The 25,006-nt window shown below is 37.0% G+C and carries 22 protein-coding genes and 1 riboswitch; of the genes, 14 read left to right on the forward strand and 8 right to left on the reverse strand.

The genetic code is table 11. The features are described from left to right. The first annotated feature begins 65 nt into the window (after window positions 1–65). The gene (locus tag AADJ06_RS08240) at window positions 66–701 is read left to right on the forward strand and encodes an LLM class flavin-dependent oxidoreductase (protein ID WP_341225953.1); all 636 of its coding nucleotides are present in this window, start codon (window positions 66–68) and stop codon (window positions 699–701) included. After that, window positions 685–1,089, forward strand: a complete 405-nt coding sequence (locus AADJ06_RS08245; protein ID WP_341225954.1) for a hypothetical protein — start codon at window positions 685–687, stop codon at window positions 1,087–1,089. Before AADJ06_RS08240 ends, AADJ06_RS08245 begins: the two co-directional genes overlap by 17 nt. Before the next feature lie 123 nt (window positions 1,090–1,212). On the opposite strand, the gene AADJ06_RS08250 is transcribed toward AADJ06_RS08245, so the two are convergent. Next, on the reverse strand, window positions 1,213–1,584 hold the full coding sequence (locus AADJ06_RS08250; protein WP_341225955.1) for a TfoX/Sxy family protein: 372 nt from the start codon (window positions 1,582–1,584) through the stop codon (window positions 1,213–1,215). Between the two features lie 245 nt (window positions 1,585–1,829). Further along, window positions 1,830–4,121 carry a TonB-dependent receptor gene (locus AADJ06_RS08255; protein ID WP_341225956.1) on the reverse strand — a complete coding sequence of 764 codons (2,292 nt, stop codon included), beginning with the start codon at window positions 4,119–4,121 and terminating at the stop codon, window positions 1,830–1,832. 12 nt (window positions 4,122–4,133) lie between these two features. Here AADJ06_RS08255 and AADJ06_RS08260 point away from each other — a divergent pair, with 12 nt between their 5' ends. From AADJ06_RS08260 to AADJ06_RS08270, 3 genes are all read left to right on the forward strand, one after another. Next, window positions 4,134–7,475: a UvrD-helicase domain-containing protein gene (locus AADJ06_RS08260; RefSeq protein WP_341225957.1), complete on the forward strand. Its 3,342-nt coding sequence runs from the start codon at window positions 4,134–4,136 to the stop codon at window positions 7,473–7,475. A gap of 249 nt (window positions 7,476–7,724) precedes the next feature. Further along, entirely contained in the window at window positions 7,725–9,188 is a 1,464-nt protein-coding gene (locus AADJ06_RS08265) for an HD domain-containing protein (protein WP_341225958.1), read from the forward strand. A gap of 111 nt (window positions 9,189–9,299) precedes the next feature. Continuing rightward, complete coding sequence (locus tag AADJ06_RS08270; protein WP_341225959.1) at window positions 9,300–9,875, forward strand: hypothetical protein; 576 nt, start codon at window positions 9,300–9,302, stop codon at window positions 9,873–9,875. Between the two features lie 86 nt (window positions 9,876–9,961). Here AADJ06_RS08270 and AADJ06_RS08275 read toward each other — a convergent pair whose 3' ends face one another. The 5 genes from AADJ06_RS08275 to pyrF all read right to left on the reverse strand — a co-directional run bounded on the left by AADJ06_RS08275 (window position 9,962) and on the right by pyrF (window position 14,685). Continuing rightward, window positions 9,962–10,786 (reverse strand): TraB/GumN family protein, encoded by an 825-nt coding sequence (locus AADJ06_RS08275; protein WP_341225960.1) that lies wholly within the window; start codon window positions 10,784–10,786, stop codon window positions 9,962–9,964. Between the two features lie 62 nt (window positions 10,787–10,848). After that, window positions 10,849–11,475, reverse strand: a complete 627-nt coding sequence (locus AADJ06_RS08280) for a hypothetical protein (protein ID WP_341225961.1) — start codon at window positions 11,473–11,475, stop codon at window positions 10,849–10,851. Window positions 11,476–11,816: 341 nt separating this feature from the next. Next, a complete protein-coding gene (locus AADJ06_RS08285; protein ID WP_341225962.1) occupies window positions 11,817–12,215 on the reverse strand; it encodes a hypothetical protein in 399 nt (132 codons plus the stop codon). Window positions 12,216–12,268: 53 nt separating this feature from the next. After that, the gene (locus AADJ06_RS08290) at window positions 12,269–13,540 is read right to left on the reverse strand and encodes a DUF2851 family protein (RefSeq protein ID WP_341225963.1); all 1,272 of its coding nucleotides are present in this window, start codon (window positions 13,538–13,540) and stop codon (window positions 12,269–12,271) included. Window positions 13,541–13,860: 320 nt separating this feature from the next. Further along, window positions 13,861–14,685: an orotidine-5'-phosphate decarboxylase gene (gene pyrF, locus AADJ06_RS08295; RefSeq protein ID WP_341225964.1), complete on the reverse strand. Its 825-nt coding sequence runs from the start codon at window positions 14,683–14,685 to the stop codon at window positions 13,861–13,863. A gap of 74 nt (window positions 14,686–14,759) precedes the next feature. Between pyrF and rfbC the strand changes: the two genes are divergently transcribed. Further along, window positions 14,760–15,296, forward strand: a complete 537-nt coding sequence (gene rfbC / locus AADJ06_RS08300; protein ID WP_341225965.1) for a dTDP-4-dehydrorhamnose 3,5-epimerase — start codon at window positions 14,760–14,762, stop codon at window positions 15,294–15,296. Between the two features lie 85 nt (window positions 15,297–15,381). Here the strand turns inward: rfbC and AADJ06_RS08305 are convergent, their stop codons facing one another. Beyond that, window positions 15,382–17,322 carry a TonB-dependent receptor gene (locus AADJ06_RS08305; RefSeq protein WP_341225966.1) on the reverse strand — a complete coding sequence of 647 codons (1,941 nt, stop codon included), beginning with the start codon at window positions 17,320–17,322 and terminating at the stop codon, window positions 15,382–15,384. A 79-nt stretch (window positions 17,323–17,401) separates the two neighbouring features. Next, a riboswitch (cobalamin riboswitch) is annotated at window positions 17,402–17,598 on the reverse strand. Window positions 17,599–17,703: 105 nt separating this feature from the next. Here AADJ06_RS08305 and AADJ06_RS08310 point away from each other — a divergent pair. From AADJ06_RS08310 to hisF, 8 genes are all read left to right on the forward strand, one after another. Further along, entirely contained in the window at window positions 17,704–19,467 is a 1,764-nt protein-coding gene (locus tag AADJ06_RS08310) for a phospho-sugar mutase (protein ID WP_341225967.1), read from the forward strand. Between the two features lies 1 nt (window position 19,468). Next, the gene (locus AADJ06_RS08315) at window positions 19,469–20,629 is read left to right on the forward strand and encodes a histidine kinase (protein WP_341225968.1); all 1,161 of its coding nucleotides are present in this window, start codon (window positions 19,469–19,471) and stop codon (window positions 20,627–20,629) included. After that, window positions 20,629–21,378: a LytTR family DNA-binding domain-containing protein gene (locus tag AADJ06_RS08320; protein WP_341225969.1), complete on the forward strand. Its 750-nt coding sequence runs from the start codon at window positions 20,629–20,631 to the stop codon at window positions 21,376–21,378. Before AADJ06_RS08315 ends, AADJ06_RS08320 begins: the two co-directional genes overlap by 1 nt. 185 nt (window positions 21,379–21,563) lie before the next feature. Beyond that, complete coding sequence (locus AADJ06_RS08325) at window positions 21,564–22,046, forward strand: LytTR family DNA-binding domain-containing protein (RefSeq protein ID WP_341225970.1); 483 nt, start codon at window positions 21,564–21,566, stop codon at window positions 22,044–22,046. Window positions 22,047–22,460: 414 nt separating this feature from the next. Further along, window positions 22,461–23,051, forward strand: coding sequence for an imidazole glycerol phosphate synthase subunit HisH (gene hisH / locus AADJ06_RS08330; protein ID WP_341225971.1), 591 nt, complete (start codon window positions 22,461–22,463; stop codon window positions 23,049–23,051). 7 nt (window positions 23,052–23,058) lie between these two features. Then, window positions 23,059–23,799 carry a 1-(5-phosphoribosyl)-5-[(5-phosphoribosylamino)methylideneamino]imidazole-4-carboxamide isomerase gene (gene hisA, locus AADJ06_RS08335; RefSeq protein WP_341225972.1) on the forward strand — a complete coding sequence of 247 codons (741 nt, stop codon included), beginning with the start codon at window positions 23,059–23,061 and terminating at the stop codon, window positions 23,797–23,799. Next, on the forward strand, window positions 23,786–24,235 hold the full coding sequence (locus AADJ06_RS08340) for a GNAT family N-acetyltransferase (protein ID WP_341225973.1): 450 nt from the start codon (window positions 23,786–23,788) through the stop codon (window positions 24,233–24,235). The genes hisA and AADJ06_RS08340 overlap by 14 nt, the downstream gene beginning before the upstream one ends. 3 nt (window positions 24,236–24,238) lie before the next feature. Then, window positions 24,239–24,997: an imidazole glycerol phosphate synthase subunit HisF gene (gene hisF, locus AADJ06_RS08345; RefSeq protein WP_341225974.1), complete on the forward strand. Its 759-nt coding sequence runs from the start codon at window positions 24,239–24,241 to the stop codon at window positions 24,995–24,997. Window positions 24,998–25,006 lie beyond the last annotated feature (9 nt).

Genomic DNA, 25,006 nt, shown 5'->3' on the forward strand with positions numbered 1-25,006 from the left:
GCGGAACATCTAATAGATAAAGTAAAATTCACGAATCTTTCAAAACCAAAAACTGTTTAAAAGTCATGGAAATAGGAATAGACAGTTTTGCGGCAGCACCAGCAGATAAAAACGTATCATCGGCACAAGCGATGGACGAACTTATTGACAGAATAGCCTTTGCTGACGAAATGGGACTTAACGTTTTTGGCATAGGTCAACATTATCGAAAAGATTTCCTGGATTCTGCCCCTAGTATGATACTGGCAGCGGCAGCAGCCAGAACAGAGAATATCATTCTTACTTCGGCGGTAACGGTTCTGAGTTCTGCCGACCCTGTTAGAGAATTTCAGAATTACGCTACATTGGACTTGATATCTCAGGGAAGAGCAGAAATGGTGGTAGGCAGAGGTTCTTTTATAGAGTCTTTCCCCTTATTTGGTTTTCGTTTAGATGATTACGACGAGCTTTTTGCTGAGAAATTAGAACTACTTCTTCAAATTCGTGACAGCGAAACAGTGACTTGGAAAGGGCAATTTAGAGCTCAACTTCATAAGCAATCGGTTTACCCAAGACCTATGCAAAAGAAACTGCCTATCTGGTTAGGAGTTGGCGGTACACCGGCTTCTTTTGTAAGAGCGGGTCACTTAGGTTTACCGCTAATGGTTGCCATTATTTGGTGGAGAAACACACCGTTTTCGTCCATTGATAGACGCCTATAGAAAAGCAGGGGCAGAAGCTGGACATTCTCCTGAAACGCTTAAAGTGGGTATTCATTCCTTGGGCTATGTAGGCAAAACAGAGGATATAGCCATTGATACTTACTACCCAGGCTACGCCAAAATGTTTACCGAAATAGGAAAAGAACGTGGCTGGCCACCGGTTACCAAAGATAGATTTGATGCACAGAACAGTCACTTTGGCTCCATGGTAGTAGGAAATCCCGCCGATGTAGCAGAAAAAATAATAAGACATAGCGAAGCCCTCGGTGGCATTTCAAGATTCACTTTCCAGATGGATGCTGGCATGAATCATCAGCAGTTGATGTCTGCCATAGAATTGATTGGGAAAGAGGTAATTCCTTTAGTGAATAATACGCACTCAATTTAATGAAAATTTGTGCAGTCGAGGAATGCCCTGAAAGGGCATAAATTGAATAGAGAACCTCGTATATTTGAATGAATATTCGTTAGGCGAGATTTTGGCATTCAGAAGCCAAAATCATGGCAAATTCTAAACCTTCGGTTTCTTCTTTTTAGACGCCTTAGCTAGTGGATTAAATTCAAGCATACGGTCAATCCAGTAGGACATGTCATCATCAGAATCAAACCCTAAAGGCGTTACGAAAACATATCCCTTCATAGGTCTTCCCGTAAAATCCATGGGTAGTGTGTGTTCCTTTTTAATCTCGGTGTCATAGGCTTCCTCCCCTATTCTTGCCATCAAAAGGCTGTCTCCAAATTTTTTGTCGAGGTGAATGCCGCATAACATTTTATTATCGACTTTAAAGCAGAGTCCACCCATCATTTTCATTTCTTCAAATTGCGTTTTCTTCTCTTTAAGACTTTGTCTGATTCTGTCTGCTAGGTATTCGTCGTAGGCCATGGGTGTTCATGAATGTACCTTCTAATTTAAGGCAAATTGGACGGAAGACAAACCCAAATATTTTGTTAGCAGAGAACACCACGACATATTTGTCACAATTTTGGCTTTTAACGGCCAAAATTCCGCCAAATGAAAGGACGACCGTGCGGAATTATCTACGACGGGTTTCACCCGTCGCTACCAACGTTAAACCCCTACGGGGTATGTAAAACTAAACCCTCTAGAATTTATGGAACGAAAAATTCTTAAAACTCCCAACGATAATTCAGCATTGGTATCATACCTAATTGATTTTTTCTAACCACTTTCTTTTGAAAAACGTCATAGTAATCAAAAGCCACGTTTTGATAGTTAGCCACATTCTGAATATCGATAGAAAGCATGGTGTTATACTTCTTCTTTGACTTTTTAAGATAAACTCTAATATCGGGTCTAAAATAATCAGGAAGGCGTTCTGTTAGTTCGTTTGTGTAGTCAAAAACCGTTTTTCCTTCCGCCTCCGATGCTGCTTCGTCTATGGCATAGTTTCTAAAACCACCCATCCAAACCATACGGAGATTAGCTCCAAAAACACGCTCTTTTTTCAAAGCCCACTCCTTCCCTAAGGTCAAATTGACAATATGATTTCCGCTGAATCTGGTCTCATAAAATTCGCCATCGGCGGCTTGAAATTCAGACTTATAAAGCGTGGCATTTATCAAAGCAAAAAGCCCTTTGTCAAGATACTTTTGATAGCCGACTTCCAAACCATAGTTTCTACCTTTTCCGTTTTGGCTTACATCAAATGGAAAAATAAAGTCGCTCATGTTTAAACCTGAGAAAAACTTGTTTTTGCTATCAAATCTTGGGCTTAATGCATTTGAGAGGGCCTGATAATACACTTCCGTTTTAATAGAAGATGATCTATTCAGTTTAGTTTCTTCACTCAGTACCACATGATGAGCCAAGATTGGTTTGATGTCTGCTACTTGGTCATTTAGCCAAGGTGAGTTCAGTTGTGAATGGAAACCGTAGGCCAGGTTTATGTCATTTTTAGCATCTATTTGATACCCAAAGGCTGCTCTTGGCTCCAGCGTACTTGTTTTAGTTGCGGTATAATTCAAATTATGTAAACCTAAGACCAAGTTTCCTGCTTTACCAATGTTGGTATTCCACTGCACAAATGGCTCTAAAACCCATGAAGTGTACAAGCCCGCCAAACCATTCTGACGCGACAGCAATGAATCTTGTGAATAAGTGACATAAACACCACCTTTTAAGTTACTAGCACCATTTACTCTATGACTTAAAATACTAGAGAAAGACAGCTTACTAGACTGCAAAATGTCTTCTAAAGGTGTCACATTAATAGTGGCAACTTCTCCAGCATCTTGAACTCTCTCGTTTCTAAGACCTGAATAAACCAAAGCATTTTTCCATAAATAAGTGCCCTTAAAATGTTTAGTATGTGTGGCTCCTACAGCAGCCATTTTCCCTTTATAATTAATCACATATTGATCCTTTTCTAACTCTGGGCCAAGGCCTTCTTCATCATCAAAAGCGAAATCATTGGAATTCACACCGCCCATTCCGAAAACCGTAAAATCACCTAGTTTTTCATTTGGAAAGCTTAGGTTAATAGCCAAATCTTGAAATTTAATAGTTTCACCACCAAAGGTCAATCCGCCCAAAGCTAAAAGCCCTGTAAAAGAATAACGATAATTGACCAAATAGCTACTTCCATTTTTCTTATTGATAGGCCCTTCAGAGGCCAAATCTATACCTATTAAACCTACCTGTGCGGTATGCTCATATTCCTGACTATTTCCTTTTCTAAGTCGCATATCCATTATGCCAGAAAGTGCATTACCGTATTCGGCAGGGAAAGCACCTGTCAAGAAATTAGTGTTCCCCATCATCTGAGCCGAGACCATAATTACGCCACCAGCATTTGAAGTAGCTTGGTCAGAAAAAGTACCTGCATTTGCAGTATGATTGGGATTCACTATTTCCATTCCTTCTAATCGCCACTGCAAACCTGTAGGATTATTCCCTCTTATACTCATGCCATTGGCTTGGTCGTTGGCATTTGCCACCCCAGGAAAAGACAGAGCCAAACGAGCTGGGTCAAAGAAAGTAGCAGGAAAACGCATGACCTGCTCTACGGTAATACTTTGTAAACTAGTTTTAGCTCCAGATAAATTTGGACTGGCGGCCGTCACCGTCACACCTTCCAAATCTCTGGTAGACTCCTCCAAAAGAATAGTCAATACCAATTCTTTATTCGCTGTTAAAACGAGTTCTTTCACCACCTGTTTAGAATAACCCACCATGGAGATTTCAAGCTCCAAACGTCCTGTTGGCACTTTTTGAAAAATAAACGTCCCGTCTTCGTCTGTTTTGGTGTTTAAATCAGAACCAATAATACGCACCGTGGCCTTCTCTAATGGAGTTTCTGTTAACTCAGCTTTCACCTTTCCTCTAATGCTGTTGGTTTGCTGAGCAAAAGCAATTTGCGAAGCTAAAACGCCTATAAAAATTAAAATATACTTTTTCAAAATGATATGTCTTTGAATCAATTATTAACTATCAAGGCAAAGGTACACCATTCGCAAAAAACAGCTATCCTATTCCGTAGAAAAGCGGTCATACATTTTTTATACGCCAGTTTTATGGAGATATTTAGCACTAATATGTCGTTATATAAAATCTACGGTTCTTCAGCTGGTTCGGGTAAAACATTTACACTGACCAAAACCTATTTGCAGCTCGTTTTATCGTCTGCCAGTCCCCATTATTTCAAACAAATATTGGCCATAACATTTACCAATGATGCTGCCTCAGAAATGAAAAGCAGGATTATTGAAACCCTGAAAGAATTAGGAGGGCCCGAGGAAGGGATGTCATCTAAAACAAAGGTTACATTAGAAGTACTCAAAGAAGATTTGCCAGACCTGCATCCACAGCAATTACAGGCAAGAGCAAAAGCGGCTTTTGAACAAATACTGCAAGATTATGCTGATTTCAATGTCAAAACTATTGACAGTTTTGTCAATCAATTGGTAAGTTCTTTTGCCCTAGATTTGGGCTTGCCTTATAATTATGAGGTGGTTTTAGATAAAAGACCTTTGCTTTTAAAGGCCACAGAACGTGTTTTTGACAAAATAGGCTTAGTAGGACAAGAACACCTTACAGACTTGATTGAGAAGTTTGCTTTGGAAAAAGCAGATGAAGGGAAAAACTGGCAAATGCTTCTGCCCAATTTAGCGGGCTTTGCCAATAACCTCTTTGACGACCAGTTTTATAGCTTGATTCAAAAGAATCAAAATCTGAAATATTCAGATTACCTGAAGGTCAAACAACAAATCAATAAACACATAAAAGTTACTCAAAACACTTTCCTGCTTATAGGCAGACATGGGCTTGACCTTTTAGAAAAAAATGGGCTAAGCATTGACGATTTTGCTTATGGTAAAAATGGTTTTGCTTCTATTTTTATTAAGGTTGCCAATCCCAATTCTGATATTCTTAACGATGTTTGGGAGCCGGGTATAAGAATAATTGATGCAGTTGAAAATGATAAATGGTACGCTGCAAAATTAGGGACTGACAAAAAAGCCACAATAGATGCTACCTCGGCAGCTTTAATTAGCTGGTATAATCGTTTGATAGCTTTTCTAAAAAAAGAAAAACCAAAATACCTTCTTTTAAAAGAAGTAAGAAACCACCTTGATAACCTGGCCTTACTAGGAGAAGTTAGAGAAGAATTTGGCAAACTTTTGATGGAAAACAATATGGCGTACATCACTGATTTTAATCGCCGAATAAATAAAATAGTAGCAGAAGAGCCAGTTCCATATATTTTTGAAAAACTTGGAGAAAAGTATAATCACATCTTAATTGACGAATTCCAAGACACCTCTGACATTCAGTATTTTAACCTCCTCCCATTGATAGAAAATGCTCTTTCTAAAAACCATTTCAATATGCTGGTGGGTGACCCCAAACAGTCTATTTATAGGTGGCGAGGCGGAAAAGTGGAGCTCATGATTTATGTGTTAAATCAAAATACAGATGCTTTAAAAAGCAACGAGCTACTCTCTGATAATCAGCGTTTTTCTATTGACTACACCACCGCCATGGTGCAGAAAGAGAACCTTCAGAAAAACTTCAGAAGTAAAAAGGAAATTATAGCTTTCAACAATGACTTTTTCACCAAAATGGCAGACCAATCGTCAGAAGAAATCATAAAACTGGCTTTTGAAAATAAAACCCAAGAAACGCACGACGGCACTAAATCTGGAGGGCATGTGGAAATGTCTTTGATAGAAAATGAGAAAGGTCAAGAGCCCATTGACGAAGTAGAATGGACTTTAGCACAGATTGACCAGAAAATAAAAGAGACGCTAGAGGCAGGCTATCATTATGAAGACATGGCCATTCTTTGCAGGAAAAAACCGCATGCAGCAGCCATTGCAGAGCATTTAATCGCTAATGGCATTAATGTAATCTCGGCAGATTCACTTTTACTAAAAAATAGTCTCGGCATTTCGTTTTTGATAAGTCTTTTAATGGCTTACCAAGACCCTAAAAACAAAGCAAAACATGCAGATGCTATTTTGCTGTATCACCGATATAAAGAATTAGAATTTCCGACCGATATTGACTTCAGAAGTAATGAACTTAACTGTTGGGATTTTTTACAATCGCAAGGAATAACGATTGACCAGAAAATTCTTGGGGCATTTGGTATTTATCAACTTACCGAATCTTTTGTGAATAAACTGGGCATGTTTGAGGACCATGCTTTGCTTCCGTATTTGTTTGCGTTTTTTGACATTGTTCAAAATCACATCAAAAACGATGGAAATAGTCTTTCTGATTTCTTGCAAGCTTGGGAGCAATCGAAAGATTCTTATGCGGTAAGTGTGTCAAAACAAAACGCCATAACGGTGTCAACCATTCATAAATCAAAGGGACTCGAGTATCCTGTGGTGATAGTGCCTTTTGCAGGCTGGAGTACGGTACCTATAAATCAATCCACTTTTTGGGCAGATTTAGAGCAAACAGGTTATGATGAGTTAAATACAGGAACTAGTATTTTAAAAGCGGCACCGCTTCCTTACAAAAAAACCTTAGACCTTACCTTAGTTAAAGACCAATATCAAAGAGAGCTAGAGTTTAGTAAACTGGAGGCCTTAAACATTCTTTATGTGGCTTTTACCAGACCTGTCGACAGGCTATATGTTTTAGCTTTAGCTCCAAGAAGTTCTGACAACAGCACCTATCATTTTTTAAAGAATTTTGTGGTTGGAAATGGAATTGAAGCTGTTGATAATAAATACATAATCTCTGAAGGAGAAACTAATACCAGTAAAAAAACTGAAGAAAACGAGCATGAAAGCCATATTCTAAACAAAATATATAGCCGAGAAAATTTAGGTAAGCTAAAGCTCAAATCGAACTTGGATAAGGTTTTCAATGAGCAAAATCAGCGTGACCAAGGGAATTTAATTCACACGCTCTTTTCTGAAATAGGCATGGCGACCGACCTTGACCAAGCTATTCAGAAACTACAGTTTGACGGACTTATTCTGGAAATAGAAAAAGCCGAATTAAAAGTCGAAGCCGAAAAAATACTGCAAAGCCCTGACCTAAAACACCTTTACTCAGGAAATATTTTGGTGGAAAACGAGCGAGATATTTTGGTAAAAGACGCCGATATAAGTCGCCCAGACCGTGTGGTTTATCAAAATGACAAAGTCACCATTATAGATTATAAAACAGGTAAAAAACAAAACTCACATAAAACACAGATAAAGCATTACGGCGAACTATACCATCAAATGGGCTACAGCGATGTTGAATTGTTATTGATTTATTTGAATCCTTTGGAGATTGTGAGGGTTTAAGTGTCGGGTGCCTGATGCTGGGTGCGGATGTCGGGTGTCTGTTGCTAGGTGTTTGATGTTTTTTGTTGAGATGCATGATGTAAGCCTTAAAATATAAATGTATTTGCCTAAAACGAATGAAAAGCTAAAAGCAAACAGCCAATAGCTCACCGCCAAAACCCAAAAAGCCGTAAATTTGCGAGAGTAGGCGATGAAGGACATCAAACATCTATCATCGTGCATCAAACAACGGACAACAAGCAAAAAAAATTGAACTTCAAAGAACATCTTCTACAATTTCCTATTTTCACTACGCTTGGAAAAGCAGCCGACGACTTGGGTTTAGAGACCTACGTGATTGGCGGATATGCTAGAGACCTCATACTAAATAGGCCAAACAAAGATATTGATGTGGTTTGTATTGGAAGCGGCATTGCTTTAGCTACTAAAGTGGCAGAAGCTTTAGGAACTGATACACCGCTTAATGTTTTTAGGAATTTTGGTACAGCTCAGATTCCTTTTGGCGATTTCGATTTGGAGTTTGTGGGAGCTAGAAAAGAGTCATACCGAAGTGATTCCAGAAAACCAAGTGTGGAAGATGGTACTTTGGAAGACGACCAAAACCGTAGAGATTTCACTATCAACGCCATGGGTATTTCGCTGAACCAAAAAAACTTTGGTGAGCTGATTGACCCTTTTGATGGTTTGGGAGATATAGAAAGAAAAACCTTAAAAACGCCGCTAGAGCCCGGCATTACTTTTTCTGATGACCCACTGCGTATGATGCGTGCCATTAGGTTTGCTACGCAATTAAACTTTGACATTGAAACTGAGACTTTTGAGGCGATAGCCGCCATGAAAGACCGTATTAGTATTGTTTCGCAAGAAAGAATCACCGACGAGCTGAATAAAATTATAATGACGCCCGTGCCGTCTTACGGTTTCAAGTTGCTCTACAATACGGGTCTTTTGAAAATCATTTTTCCAGAAATGGAAGCTCTGCAAGGTGTGGATGTGATAGATGGTAAAAGGCATAAAGACAATTTTTACCATACGCTACAAGTACTTGATAACATTTGCAAGTCTTCTGATAACCTATGGGTGCGTTGGGCGGCTATTTTGCATGATATAGCTAAACCGCCAACTAAACGTTTCAATCAAAAAATAGGTTGGACTTTTCATGGTCATGAAGATTTGGGAGCCCGCTGGGTCAAAGGAATTTTTAAACGAATGCGACTACCGCTAGACGGTAAAATGCGGTCAGTAAGAAATTTGGTAAGACTTCATTTAAGACCTATAGCTTTAGCCAAAGAAGGAGTTACTGACTCTGCTTTAAGAAGGATTCTTTTTGATGCTGGTGATGATTTAGAAGACCTCATGAAGCTTTGCAGAGCCGACATCACCTCTAAAGATGCCAACCGAGTAAAACGCTATTTAAAGAACTTCGACCGCGTAGAAGAACTACTAATCGAATTAGAAGAGAAAGACAAACTAAGAAACTTCCAACCCGTTATCACAGGCGAAATAATCATGGCGGCTTTTGGTTTGCCACCGTCCAAAGAGGTAGGCGTTTTAAAAGTGGCTGTAAGAGAAGCGGTACTAGAAGGCGAAGTACCAAACGAACTAGAAGAAGGCTTTGAATTTATTAGAAAGGAAGGCGAAAAAATGGGCTTTCAGCTAGATAAGACGTTGGAGGAGGTTTTGGCCTTTGTGGCGAAAGTGCAGGAAGATTAGCACCACCTTTAGGCAAGAGGTATATACCTAACACACAAATCAAGTCTAAAAGAATAGGGTTTTATTTCACGAAAACCGTGAAGAAAAGAGTCAATCAGCGAAAAATAAAGCATGAAATTCATAGGAAATACATTAGACTTTACCCCTAGTTCTTTAGTTAATATACTTTGTGAGCCTTTTTCTATCAACATCAAATTACCTAAAAATCAAGAGCTAAGGCATATTTCCCATTTCAGAATAGGAAACCTATATACCGACAAAGGAAATGAAGTTAGCACCATGCAAATAATTGAAGGTGCCTATGATTTAGAACTTGTGACAAAAGACGACAAGCCTAAATTAGTCTTTGGCGTACACCCTCCTACTCAGGTCCTAGACCACTTAAAAATACCTCACTCCGAATTCATCCCGCACTACAATTGCTTTGGTTTCTGTTTTGCCAATGCACTATATCGTATTACCGACCCTAGTCAAATTTTGGCTGATGAATACGAAGAATGTGCAGAATCAGAAGCGATTGTGGTCGTTTCTTTTGAGAAAGGAAATCCCGTTCATGCAGCAACTAGAAAAGAAGGGAAATACATAGCCAAATCAGGCGTAAAAGCACTGGAGGAGTTTAAAACGTATCATGCCGCTCTTTTGGGAATACCTTTTGATGATTTTAGGTTTTATAAAGCGGTGGGGTAGAAAGTAAGTTCTTTGCTTAAATTAAATCTGAGATAAACCCTGTTACAATATCACATCCAAAATAAACGAGAATCTTCAGTATGCCCTTAGTTCCTATTCCTTTTTTTACCATAATAGGCTTCTACTTTAAAACCTTCGCTTCTAAGTAGATTAATTATGCCTGTCTCACCCCCAAAATGAGCCGCTCCAAAAGCGAAAAGAGTAGTTTTTTTACTCATTATTTTCACCATCCTTGGCAGCCATGTTTTATTTCTCTTTACAAGTGTATTATAAACTTCTACACTATCCATTTCTGAAACCACAAGCTCATATAGCTTTTCGATATCTCCATTTGAGTATAATTTTGAGGTTTCATCATACAAAATCTTTCCCGCTTCCTTTAAAGAATCTATCTTATCCAAACTCTTTATTAAAGCTACAAATCTTCCTCTAACTGCCTCATCATCGTAATGAAAACTATCTATTTCAAAGTGTTCAGAAAAACTTTCAATGCCAAACACCGGAAGCCTCGCTCCAATAGACAAGTTTTTTATCATTTGTTCGACACTTGACGTTATGCATTTAGTCTTTGGATAGTAATAAATAGCTTTGACAAAAAAATCAGGGCCAAGGTTTTTAACTTGAGAAAAATCTACACTCTCATAGGCATATTCATTATAGGCGTCTTCCAGTTTCAAAATTTCCGCAGGACTCAGGTATTCTGAGATAGCCTTATTACTAGGGTTTACAAACTTCTCTAAATTTTTAAACTGAATAAGTTTTTCGGTGTTAGTGATTTCTAGAACAGTCCGTGAACAAGATGGTAAAATCTCCTTTAATATTCGTAAATCGATATCCCTTTCACATGCGAAATGAATAGTCCCATAAAGGTAAGAGGGGCTTGACAATCCATTCCCAGTTATCTTGAACATTAAGCTATTGTCTTTCTGAGCAATAGCTTCTATACTAATTAAGAAGAGTACAAATAAAATTCTCAAGGCATCCATAAAGTCGCACCAAAACCGCTAATAAGTGAGTTAATGAACATTTCTTTTCTAACCATCCTGTAGTAAACTACATGAACTTTTAAAACAATTGGAATTATTTCAATCGGAATATCAGGACTCAAAAATTTAATCTGTTGCTTATCAAACTCAACATTTATACTATGGTCCTCTTCTGAACCTAACATACCCTTCTCTCTTAAATCAAACTGTTCAATAATTTCCAATACCTCTTCTACTTCCCAGCCTCCTTTAACCTTTTTAATCTCATAATACTTATCTAAGTAGGACAAATAAAAACTGGGTTCGAAATAAGAAATAAAGCCTAACTTATTATTAAGACTATCAAGAATAAAAAAGGAGCTTTCTCCAAAATCACACCTTCCTATTTTAATTCTCAACTTAGTTCCAAAGTAAATTTCAGACTCTTCTTTCTTAGATTCCTTGAGAGTCAAAAGCTTTTTATCTCCATTTACTACAAAGAAATAACTATTACTAAGTCTTTTAACAAAAAGAGAATCGGAATCAATAAAAGACGCGAAGCTAGTCTCTTGGGAATAAGATACTTGAAAGGAAATCACCAAACAAAAAATAAAAGCTATGGTATTTTTGAACATCTAGGGCCTTCTTAAATTTGCTGGATACTTAATGAAAGAATGATTTAGTTTTAAACTTACAAACTCTTAAAGACTATTACTAAAATCATAACCAGTCTAAGCTGGAAATAAGTTTACCTCAAAACTCCTTTAACTTAAATTCAACTAGTAACATCTTTTTTTCGTCTGTTTTAAATCCATGCTGCTCTGCAGGTGTTCCCGCTAGGCGAAGCTTATAACTTCGTCAGGGTGTTCTTAAGCCTCTGGCTTACATTGTAAATTATCTATTCCTTATCCATAAAATAACTTGAAATAGTGCGGCTAGGTTAAGGTCGAATCAGGCCAAAATGTTTGTATAAAACCTAAAACTCCCTCTCACAAACCTTACAATAATGCTTAGGCTTGCTAGATATTGATTTCCAAAAGCCTAGTTTTTCTATGTAAGTGTCCTCATTGCCGCAGTTTGAGCATTCTTTTAGTGTGCCCTTATAATCTTTCCCTTTGATTTTTACTTCCTTACCAAAGTTGCTTTGGACTCTACCGTCATCTATTTCTTTCAGTATAGCCTTGGCGGCATCTAAATCTTCTTCCCTTACCTGAAGCTTAATACCACCAATAGCATTAGAAACCACTGGGTCGGCAGAAACTGTTTTCTGGTCTTTTAATAAATAATAAATACCAGCATCCTTAAACCGTGGCTCATAAAGCATGGTTTCAGAGTCGTAGTAAAAGGTTTTTATCGTGATTAGTTTTTCTTTCATAGTGTTTCCTTTATATATTAATTTAGCCTTACTAAAGGCCGTTTATTTTAACCCTACCTCAAAATCCCAATACCTACCCCGCAGGAAAGACATTTCCTCTTTTGGCAAAATTCATTATAAAGTTCTATGCTTCCTTGGCTGTCAAACATCGTTTTAGTTTCCAAATCTATGCTGTTCCAAAACTTGGTGATTCTGTTTTTCTCAGCAGGTATTTCTTCTAAAAGTCCCAAAGCTTTTTCTACCAGTTCATGATTATCAATTTGTTTGGCATAAGCCACCAAAACAGGCACTGCAGTATTTATAATCAAATTATGAATAGAAGAAAGTCCAATTCCCTTAAAGTCTCGACTGCTCTCTTTACCAAAATGATAATGTTTTCGCCAATATTCAGAAGGCTTGGCCTGAAAGAATTTCACTAAAATCTTAAAGTCATGACTTTCTATCAAAGTAGAAAAAAGGCTTTTGGACTGTGTCAATAAAGAAGCGATTTGACTTAGCCGCACTGTAGGGAAATTAGCAGGTCTTGTTCGCATAAATTTCCATGAGGCGGCCTTCATTTTTTCATCTACCAATCCGTGCTTTCTTGCTAAAAACTCAAATTCAGTTTTTAACTTTTCTCCATATTCATCTAAGTCAACCACTAGAAAACCGGCCATACCAAAAAGCAAAGCTTCTGTTTTAAAAATAGAATTGGCATATTTCCGAAGCACTTTAAAAGGTAGTTTTTCGGCTAAACTCAGAAACGCCTCATTATTGAGTTTGAAACCAAAGTTTCTAAGTAAAATTTGATACGTAACCTCCTCCCAGTCGTTTCCTAAATCCTCAAACCTTTGAGTTATTTCTTCTCCTTTTCTCTGCATACGCTGCATCAAAGCTTTCTCTAGCATAGAAAACTTCTTAATGTCAGGCACTTTTTCAAATTGATGGAAACATGGAATTTCGTCTTGCCCGTCTATCAAATTTTGGTATTGATGTAATAGAGCCAGATTAGTATTTGGCTTCAAAACTAAAGTAGGAATTGGCTTGTCAGCTACATTCCGAATATCAACATCATGCTCCCAAACAACGTGTAATATCACATTTTCATAAGCTGCATCATATTGGTGTTTATGAAGATTCCAGTCGGAGGCTTTTAAATGAATTTCTACGCTTCCAGCCCACTCCACCTCCGCTATTCTTACACGTGCCTCTTTAAAATCTGGACCAGAGTCGGTATTGTGAAAGCCCGTTTTTAGTACAGTGATTTCTTCCCCATTCTCAGTTTGTAATATAGTTTTTTCAAACTTCTGATATTGCCAGAGGTAGTGAAGGAAATCTTCTTTCATTGAGTGATTTTTGATTAATAGCTTTATAAAAATATAATAAATTCCTTATAAAGCTATCATTAATTCTTTGCTGTATCTGCTACAGCCAAAAACTTGATAACACTAGTCAAACAAACGGCTTTTGAAAACCTTTGCCCTTGCCGGGCTGGCAACCGAGAAAATGCTCTAAAACTTAAATAGCCACTGAAGGTAAATATTTGTCATGATTTTGGTAGGCTGACCAAAATAACGCCAAACAAATTCACACTTATTTAAATGCACGAGGGGTTTCACCCCTCGCTACTAATATATCGCTCCTCTGGAGCTTAATCAATTATTCTCTAAAGATACTCATCTAACAAACCTGCCATTTGAACCTGAAGTTTCTCAGCTTCTTTGGCGGCTGATTGACTAAAATCCTCTCCATTTGATGCATATATAATACCTCTGGATGAATTGACTAATAGGCCGCATTCCGCATTCATACCGTTTTTAGCTACTTCTTCCAAGCTTCCACCCTGTGCTCCTACTCCCGGAACCAGTAAGAAATGATTAGGGATAATTTCTCTTATCTCCTTTAATAAACTGGCTTTGGTAGCACCCACCACGTACATCAGTCTTTCAGAGTCTGCCCATTGAGAGCTTGTTCTTAGTACTTTCTCATAAAGCTTCTCGTCTCCTACAGATAGCTGTTGAAAATCCTTACTTCCTGGGTTAGATGTCAAAGCCAACAAGATAACCCACTTTCCATCAAAGTCTAAAAAAGGCTTTACAGAGTCTTCTCCCATGTAAGGTGCTACTGTAATGGAGTCAAATGACATCCCAGAGGCCGACTGGTCAAAGAAAGCTCTTGCATAAAGCGAAGAGGTATTTCCTATATCTCCTCTTTTGGCATCGGCAATGGTAAAACAGTTTTTAGGAATGTACTCCAATGTCTTTTGTAAACTCTCCCAACCCTTAGGACCCATGGCCTCATAAAAAGCGATGTTGGGTTTATAAGAAACGGCAAACTTTTCAGTAGCGTCTATAATCTGTTTATTGAATTCAAAAACAGGGTCTTTTTCTTTCATCAAATGTGACGGAATTTTCTTGATGTCGGTGTCTAAGCCCACACACAAAAAAGATTCCTTGCCTTTAATTTCTTTAAAAAGTTCTTCTTTTGTCATTCTTACAGTTTTTGAATCCTCAAAGTTATGAGTAATTGGCTATTTTTGCGGCATCTTTTCAATAAAGCATATAAATGGAATTTAAAAGGTCAGAGATAGAAGGTTTAGTAGAGATTCAGCCACGTATTTTTGAAGACGCTCGAGGTTATTTCTTTGAATCGTATCAATACGATTTATTCAAAAAGAATGGTATTCCGGAAGTATTTGTTCAAGACAATCAGTCTTATTCCGATACGGGTGTCTTAAGAGGCTTACATTTCCAAAGAGAACCTTTTGCTCAAGGAAAATTAGTAAGAGTAATCAGTGGCAAAGTATTAGACGTAGCGGTAGACATCAGACCTGAATCTCCTACCTACGGTCAACATAAAACGGTGGTTTTAGACGCTAAATTGAACAATATGTTCTACGTTCCTGCTGGATTTGCCCATGGTTTTTATACCATAGAGCCCGCTATTTTCTCGTACAAGTGTACAAACCTTTATGATAAAGAAAGCGAAGGAGGAATCATCTGGAATGACCCTGAATTAAACATTGACTGGGGAGCGGAAAAGCCAAACGTCTCTGAGAAAGATTTAATCTTACCTCTTTTTAAGGATTTGGCTAAGAGCTAAATCCGCTTATCAAAAAGTATTGAATAAAAGTTCAATATTAAGGCTGTCTCATTTTATAGATGAGACAGCCTCTTTTTTTATAAATCTAGTTATATGCTAAACCTATTTTAAAGTTTGACGGGCGAGCGTTATACCCATAAACTTCAGAATAATTTACATTAAAGATATTTGACCCAGCTGCAAAAACCTTAAGGTTTGCCTTAATGGAATAGCTTACGCTCAAGTCAATTAAAGAATATGAATGCAAATCAACCGCAACTGTTTGGAACAAATTAGAATCATAGAAACCATCTGTTCTTTTTCCCACAAACTGATAATCAAGAGCCACTGTCATTTTTTTACACAGACTTAAAGCAGCACCTAAATTAAGAGCATGTTTAGGTATTCTTATCAAATTATACTCTTGGTCTTCTTTGTCTAAAAGGCTGTTATACCCATCTAAAAAAGTATAATTACCATGTAATGAAACTGGACCAACTTGCTGACTAGCTGACAATTCTACACCACTAGTTTGCTGTTCATCAATATTAACATATTGACCGTAAGGTGGCGTATCAAGAGACAAGAATGTCACTTTATCCTGATTTCTTCTGTTAAAATAAGCTACCGAAGCTGAACTTCCTTTTTCAGCATTATTGTATTTAAACCCTAACTCTAGGTTTCTAGAGGCCTCAGGTACTAAGTCTAAATTCCCGTAAGGAGAGTATAATTGATAAAGCGTTGGGTTTTTATAACTCGTAGCTAAAACCCCAAAGACCGTAATCATTTGATTGGCTCTGAAATATGGATTTAGCGAATAAGAGAAATTTGCTCCATATTCAGAGTGTGAATTTAATCTTCCACCAAGCTCTATGCCCACTTTTTGATTGGCAGAAATATCAACAGCCGAGTAAACACTAAAGTTATCAATCTTGGTGTCATCATAAAGAAGAGGCACATCTTCAAACGGTCCAAAAGCACTTACAGAGTAGTATGTTTGAGCAATGCTCTGATTTCTCAGGTCAGTGCCAAGAAGAACTTTAACATCTTCGCTCACAAAAAACTGAGCATATAAGTCGTAGAAATTTGACTTACTTCCGAAGGTAGAATACGAGTATTTTGCAAAAGCACTTTCCGCCACAAAACTAGAATCATCTTCAAAGGTTCTGTCTACTTGAGAAGTATGAGCATTAAAATGCAACTGAAACTTTTCTTTTACCCAGTCAGCTCCTACTCCTACTTGAAAGTTTTCAGAGTTAAAAACATAGTCTTTTTCATCTATCAAAGCACCAGCATCTAAGTCGGCCATATAATCAGTTTTTCTTCCGAAAGCTCTCACGGTAACTTCGCCAAACTTTTTTGACAACTGTGCATTAAGGCTATTACGGTCAAATCCGTCTTTTTCTGCTGATAGTGAGTCAGAAACCGTAGCCGAAGAAAATCCATCACTTTTAACTTTATTATAACCAAGATTATAATTAAAGCCGCTTATCTCTCCATTCACACCAAGCCCTAAATCAAGTGTATTAAAGCTACCATAAGAAAATTTTCCGTAAGGTGTAAATGGTTTTTTAGCACCTTTTTTACTAATAAAGTTTATTACTCCTGCCACGGCGTCAGAGCCATAAAGTGTAGACTGACCTCCTTTAAGAATTTCAATACGCTCAATAAATTGAAGATTGATAAGGTTAAGGTCATAATTACCCTCCGTAGAAGAAGGATCATAAAGCGGAACTCCATCAAGAAGTATCAATGTTTTGCCAGAGCTAGCTCCCCTTAGAAATAAACTTTGGTTACTGCCTAATGGCTGTCCAGAACCTACTACATTAATACCAACTTGCTTTTGTAGCAAATCAGAAACCGACCAACCGGCGTGAGCTCTAATTAAAGAATCTCCAAGAACAATCATGGACTTGCCCAACTGTGACGACTTCTGCGGTAATTTGGTGGTAGTTACGTTAACTTCTGCTAACTCAGTTTGAGCCATTACGGAGGCACTAATTAGGCATACGCATAATAATAGGCTCCTTCTAAAAAATGTAAACATTAAAAAATAATTTGTTCAGCGAACTAGCTGAAATAAAAAATTAGACTTCCGCTCATCAATAGTCATTCACCGTAACTAGTTGAAAAGAATATTTTTTGGCAGGTCTCCTGGCTTAGTGTCACTTGATTTTTCCTTCCCATCATTTATCATGACAGTGGACAGCGGTTTCAAGTATAGACACCGAACAGTTGCGGCGACAGCTCATGCTTTAAACATGATTCCCTCTTAGGCAAATTGGATATTGAATCCAAAAGCACCAAAAACTGCCGCAAAACTACTCTATTTAATATCAAAGTTCTCAATAAATTCTAAATGTTTTTGAATAGCAAAATGGCTTCTATATCTTGTCTCAATTATTTCAATAAACGTTAATACAAAGCGATGCTAGAAGAACTAAATTTAGACAAAACGGCAGAAAAGAATATAAAGAAGTGGCTCAAGGGAAAATATGATGACGAAACTAAAGCTACTATCAATAAATGGATAGAAGAGAAAAACATTAGTCAACTGACCGATTCGTTTTATAAAAATTTAGAATTCGGAACTGGTGGTATGCGTGGAGAAATAGGCGTAGGTTCTAACAGAATGAACAAATACACGGTTGGTGCTGCCACACAAGGCTTAGCTAATTACATAAACAAATGCTATCCAGAAGGTGAAGATCTAAAAGCAGCTATTGCCTATGATAGCAGAAACTTCTCTCCTGAGTTTGCTCAAATTGCTGCAGACATTTTCTCTGCAAATGGAATTACGGCCTATGTTTTTCCAGAACTCAGACCTACACCACAGCTATCTTTTACAGTAAGAGAATTGGGTTGTCAGGCTGGTTTAGTAATTACGGCATCTCATAATCCTAGAGAATATAATGGTTATAAGGTTTATTGGAATGACGGTTCTCAGGTGGTAGCTCCGCATGATAAAAACATTGTGGATGAAGTAAATGCTATCACTACTATTAGTAAAATTAAGTTTAGAGGTATAAAAAAACGACTTAAAACTATAAGACCTGCTTTGGATAAAAAATATTTAAAAGCAGTTAAAAGTATAAGCGTATCTCCAAGAATAAATAGAAAGCAGTCTGATTTAAAAATAGTATTCTCCTCTATTCACGGAACCGGTATCACTATGGTACCTGATGCTTTAAAACAATTGGGTTTTGAGAATGTACATATAGTAGAAGAGCAAGCTAAACCTGACGGCAATTTCCCTACAGTGGTTTATCCTAACCCTGAGGAGCAAGAAGCTATGAGTCTTTCATTGAAATTAGCTAAAGAAATAGATGCAGACTTGGTAATGGCAACAGACCCAGATGCCGATAGAGTAGGAATGGCCGTTAAAGACCCTTCGGGCGAATGGCAACTTCTTAACGGTAATCAGGCCGCCAGCCTTATCGTTTTCTATTTATTAAAAGCTTGGAAAAAAGCCAAGAAACTGACTGGTAAAGAATATGTGGCCAAAACTATTGTTACCACAGAGCTAATTGATGCCATGGCTGCTAAAGCAGGTGTTAAATGTTATAATACACTTACTGGGTTCAAATACATAGCACAGGTTATAAGAGAAACCGAAGGAAAAGAAACGTTTATAGGTGGTGGTGAAGAGAGTTACGGATACCTTATTGGAGATAAAGTAAGAGATAAAGATGCTGTAGCGGCATGTGCTATTATAGCTGAGCTAACTGCTTATGCAAGGCATAATGGCATTAGTCTGTTTGACTTCCTTGCAGATATGTATAAAGAATATGGCTTCTTCTATGAAGGACTTATCTCTGTTACTAAAAAAGGTAAATCTGGTGCTGAAGAAATACAGCAAATGATGGCAGACTTTAGAGCAAACCCTCCTAAGGAATTAGCAGGAAGCACTGTTATCAGAATGGATGACTACAAAGCCTTAACACGAACTAATTTAGAGTCTGGTGAAGCTGAGGATATCCCAACTGGCTTAGGCATTGAAAGCTCAAATGTGCTTCAGTTTTTCACTAAAGATGGCACTAAGTTTACATGTAGACCATCTGGAACCGAGCCAAAAATCAAATTTTATGTAGGTGTTAAAGGGGAATTAAAAGATAAAACTCTTTTTAAAGAGACCTTAGAGTCGCTGAAAAACAAAGTAAGCTCTATTAAAGATGAACTTGCTCTAAGTTAAGATGGAATATAGACTCTCTAATTTGACACTTTTTTTCTTTGGCTTATTGACCGTTTCAATGGCTCAAGAGAATACACAAATTAGGGAGTCTAATGTTTATATTGAAAAAGTAGAAATCTCTGGTCGTGCAGTACCTATGGATTCTATTCTTCAAACAGACTATTATCATAATAACTTAAAAGTATTTTTTGGCAATCAGTTTACTTTCCCAAATACCGGTCGTTACAGGCTTTTTAACCCTGATGTGGCTAGTTCCAAATACTCTATTTGGAACACCGTAGATTCCCCTGAAATCAATATTTATAACCTTCCAGCGGGAACTTATGAATTTCAATTCATGGACGTGGTAAGTAAAACAAAAACAACTAAAACTGCCTTCATACTAATAGTCAATAGGCCTTGGTATAGTACTTGGTGGTTTTGGGCATTAGGTTTTGTATGCCTTTTCACCTTGCTATACGGAAGAGAAAAATTCTTAAAGAGTCAAGAGGAAGAAGAAAAAGAACAACAAAAGAAGATTGTTGACCTTGAGTTAAGAACACTCCAATTACAGATGAACCCACATTTCATCTTTAACGCTTTGAACTCCATTCAAAGCTATGTAATGTCTCAAGATACTGTTAAGGCAAACGATTACCTGACTAAGTTTGCTCATTTAATACGTATGTTTCTTGACTCCTCTAGAAACAAGTATATCTCTATTGATGAAGAAATAACACTTCTTCAACTTTATGTAGAAATGGAAAACCTGCGATTTGAAAACAAATTTGACTACCAAATCAACGTTGACCCAAACGTAGACAAGATGATAGAAATACCCACTATGGTACTTCAGCCTTTTATAGAAAACTCTATTAATCACGGTTTACGTTATAAAGAGAATAAAGGCTTTTTAGAAATTAACTTCACTGATGATGCCAATTTTATTACCTGTACTGTAATAGACGACGGCGTTGGTAGGATTAAGTCAAAGGGAATTCAGGTAAAATCCATAAAAGGCTACAAATCACAAGGATTAAAAATCACCCAAGAAAGATTGAAAACTTACAACAAGATAAATAACAGTAATATTCAATTTTCTATAGACAATGTTCTTTCTGAAAATGATTCAGCCGATGTTGGCACTGTGGTGATAATAAGATTCCCAAAAAACATGGAATAATGAATACCTGCGTACTTATTGACGATGAAATTAGAAGCATTGATACCATAAAAACTATCATAGAAAACTTCTTAGATGATGATTTGAAAATACTGGGCACAGCAAATTCTGCTCAAGAAGGTTTTAATCTCATAATTAAAACTAAACCTCAAATAGTTTTTTTAGACATTGAAATGCCACATCAAACTGGCTTTGATATGCTGGAAAGGTTTAACAAAATTGATTTTGAGGTAATATTTACCACAGGCTTTGACCAATACGCCATTACGGCCATTAAATTTAGTGCCTTAGACTATCTTTTAAAACCAATCAATATTGGCGAGCTACAGCAAGCTGTAAAAAAAGCCATTGAGCGATTAAACTCTAAAACAAGTGACCACCAAATTCAAAACCTACTTAAAAACATAAAGTCCCCAAAAGACTCCACTAACAAAATTCCTTTGCCTGTCATGAATGGCTTAGAAATGGTGCAAGTAGGTCAGATAGTTCATTGTGAAGCTTCTCAAGATTATACTATTGTTACTCTACTAAATGGTAAGACTATGTTAGTATCAAGAAGCATCAAATATTTTGAAGAACTTCTTAACGATTATAACTTCTATAGAACACACCATTCTTACCTTGTCAATAAAGAATTCATCAAAAAGTATGTAAAGGGAGAAGGCGGCTACGTAGTGACAGAATCAGGAAAGGAAATACCTGTTTCTCGTAGAAAAAAGCCTGAGTTCTTAAATTGGCTCAATTCTTAATTTCGAGCACTTTATTCCTCAATTATCGTAAAAAAGGAAATTAACCCCTCCACTTATCTTAAATACACTACCAGTTATAGAGTATAGCTTGATTTGCTGCCAAATCTTCGGGAACGTTGCCGTAGTTGTTCTTCTGCAGGAGAAGAAACTCACACTACAACATCAACAAAGAAAAAGCGGCCGTTATGAGCAAATTATTACAAATCAAGAATTATCACCCCGAACAAATAGATACTCAAAGAATGTTTACGCTAGAGGGGGCTACATTATCTTCTTTAGGAGACATGGAATTAAGAGTAGCAGGAAGCAAAAAAATTATTAATCTGAATGATGTAATTTATTTGCAAAGTGCAAAAAACTATACCGTTTTTAAACTTAAAGATGGGAAAAACGTCATCAGCAGTAAAACGCTAAGAATTTTCGAAGAAGAATTAGAAGACGTGGTGAATTTTGTAAGGCCACATCGCTCTTTCATGGTAAATTTTGACCATGTTAAAGACCTTCGATTTAACTGTCGTGGAGGTGAAATTTATCTGAAAGACGAGGTAATTGAAATATCACGAAGAAAAGCAGCGGACTTTAGAAAAAGCTATCGCAAATTCTTAACCGCTAATGGTCAAAACGTAGGTTCTACAATTAGGATGAAAACAAGAATGAAAACAGCTTAAAGCTGAATAGAAATAAGACAATAATTTTTACTTTTTGGGTTACGAACAATAAAGTACTGTATCATTCAGTACTTTATTTTTTTGGTCAAAATCTTATTAAACGGTACTACAAACTGAAAGACAGGCTTTAAGAAATCAAAACATTAATTCATATACGTAAAAACAAGCTTCAAAATCTACCAAGAAGATTGCGATTACCATTTGAATCGTTTAATTTCGTTGGAAAATACAAGAATATAACTATCCGATTATATAAGATTTTTTTCCTGACAAATTTAGCGAACAAATAGGCCCGACAACTTGTCGGGTTTTATTTTGTTTTTTCAAGTTTTCGTAGGACAATATCACCAAGACCTAGCATCCTGTTTTCTATTAAATTAGTTTAATCTAATTTTGAACCTCACAGAGAAAAATATGTCAGAAGTAAGCATCATAAAATATAACGCTGGTAATGTCATGTCCGTCATGTATGCACTTGACCGAATTGGTGTTTCCTATAAGTTAACAGACAACCCTGAAGAACTATCTTCTGCCGAAAAAATAATATTTCCAGGTGTTGGAGAAGCCTCTACTGCCATGCGAAGTTTAAAAGAAAATGGGTTGGATAAACTAATTCCAACACTTAAACAACCTTTTTTAGCTACCTGTATAGGCATGCAATTGCTGTGCAATCATTCAGAAGAAGGCGATGCTAATTGTTTAGGGGTTTTTGATGTCGATATTATAAAATTCCCTAAAAAAGAGCATCATAAAATCCCTCAAACTGGCTGGAACAATATTTACGATTATAAATCGGACTTACTTAAAGGCATTGATGAAAATCAGTATGTCTATTATAATCACTCTTTCTATGCTCCAATTTGCAAACATACTGTAGCAAAAACCGACTACATAGTACCTTATTCAGCCATTTTGCAAAAAGACAATTTTTATGCCTGTCAGTTTCATTCTGAAATCAGTGGCGACGTAGGAGAGCAAATTTTCCGTAATTTTTTAAAAAAGTAAGATTAGAATGTTTCAAATTATTCCTGCCATTGATGTAATAGACGGCAAATGCGTAAGATTGACTAAAGGTGATTACGGCACAAAAAAAATATACAACGAAAGACCCGAAGAAGTAGCTAAGGAGTTTGAAGATAGTGGTATTACTCGCCTGCATTTAGTTGATTTAGATGGAGCAAAAGCAAAGAAAGTAGTCAATTATAAGGTACTTGAAAAAATAGCTTCACAAACTGGACTTACCATCGACTTCGGCGGTGGAGTTCAATCTGATGAAGACCTAAGAAAGGTTTTTGACTTTGGTGCTAAACAAGTTACCGGTGGAAGTATAGCTGTCAAAAATCCAGATAAATTCATGTCTTGGCTGAGTGATTTTGGAGGTGATAAAATTATCCTAGGTGCTGATGCAAAAAATGAAAAAATAGCTATAAGCGGTTGGGAAGAAGACTCAAAAGAAGATATCTACCAGTTTGTTGAAAAGTACGTGGCAGAAGGTGTCAAATATATCATTAGCACCGATGTGGATAAAGATGGTCTTTTAGAAGGTCCTTCTTATGAACTATATGCCAAACTGAAAAAGCAATTCCCTGAAATAAACATTATTGCCAGCGGCGGTGTTTCTCAGATGAGTGATATTGAAAAACTAGCAACTCAAAACCTGCACGGTGTAATAGTAGGTAAAGCTATTTATGAGAACAAAATATCATTGGCACAGGTAAAATCTTTCATTCTCAGAAATAATGGAAAAGTTTGAGATAAGAATTGATGACTTATTATTAAGCTCTGATAAAAACCTTTTAAATATTGATTTAATTCATTCATTTCTAAGTAAAAGTTATTGGTCTGAAGCAATTCCAAAAGAAACGGTAGTCAAAGGAATTCAGAACTCATTAAGTTTAGGCTTATACAAAAATGAACAGCAAATAGGTTTCTGCAGATTAATTACTGACCAAGCATCATTCGCTTACCTAGCAGACGTATTTATTATTGAAGACCAAAGAGGCCATGGTTATGCCGAATGGATGATTAACAATCTCAAAGAAATTCCTGCGTTAAAAGGTCTAAGGAGATGGTTATTAGCAACAAAAGATGCTCATACTCTTTACAACAAAACGGGATGGGAGAAATTAGAAAACCCGAACTTATTCATGGAAATAGTGAACAAAGAGGTTTACAAAAAACAAAACTAGCTTATGCTGACCAAAAGAATTATTCCCTGCCTAGACATAAAAGAAGGTAGAACTGTAAAAGGAACAAACTTTGTAAATTTAAGAGATGCAGGTGATGCCGTAGAATTAGCAGATTTATATGCCAAAAGCGGAGCTGATGAACTAGTTTTCCTTGACATTACAGCTACAGTTGACGGAAGAAAAACCTTACTAGAGTTAGTCAATAAAGTGGCTCACACCATAAATATACCATTTACTGTAGGTGGAGGAATTAGTTCTGTGGCCGACGTTTCCGCTTTATTAAATGCAGGTGCAGATAAAATTTCTATTAACTCTTCTGCTGTCAAAAATCCTAAATTGATAACTGAACTCGCTCAAGAATTTGGTAGCCAATGTATTGTAGTCGCTATTGATACTAGATATGTAGATGGTAAAAAGCATGTAGTTCATGTTCGAGGTGGTAGAACACCTACCGATAAAGAAACCATTTCTTGGGCCAAAGAAGTGGAAGAAAGAGGAGCCGGAGAAATACTATTAACCTCTATGGATGCTGATGGCACCAAAGATGGCTTCTCTTTAGAACTCACCTCTACTATTTCTAGAAACGCAGGTATTCCTATTATTGCTTCTGGAGGAGCAGGTAACATGGAACACTTTTTTGATGTTTTCACCACAGGCTATGCCGATGCTGGATTAGCTGCTTCAATATTCCATTTTAAAGAGATTGGAATTCCTGATTTAAAGACATTTTTAAAAGACAAAGGTGTATCAATGAGGTTATAATATGACAAA

Origin of the sequence: uncultured Arcticibacterium sp., assembly GCF_964021845.1 — a bacterium.
Lineage (GTDB): Bacteria > Bacteroidota > Bacteroidia > Cytophagales > Spirosomataceae > Arcticibacterium.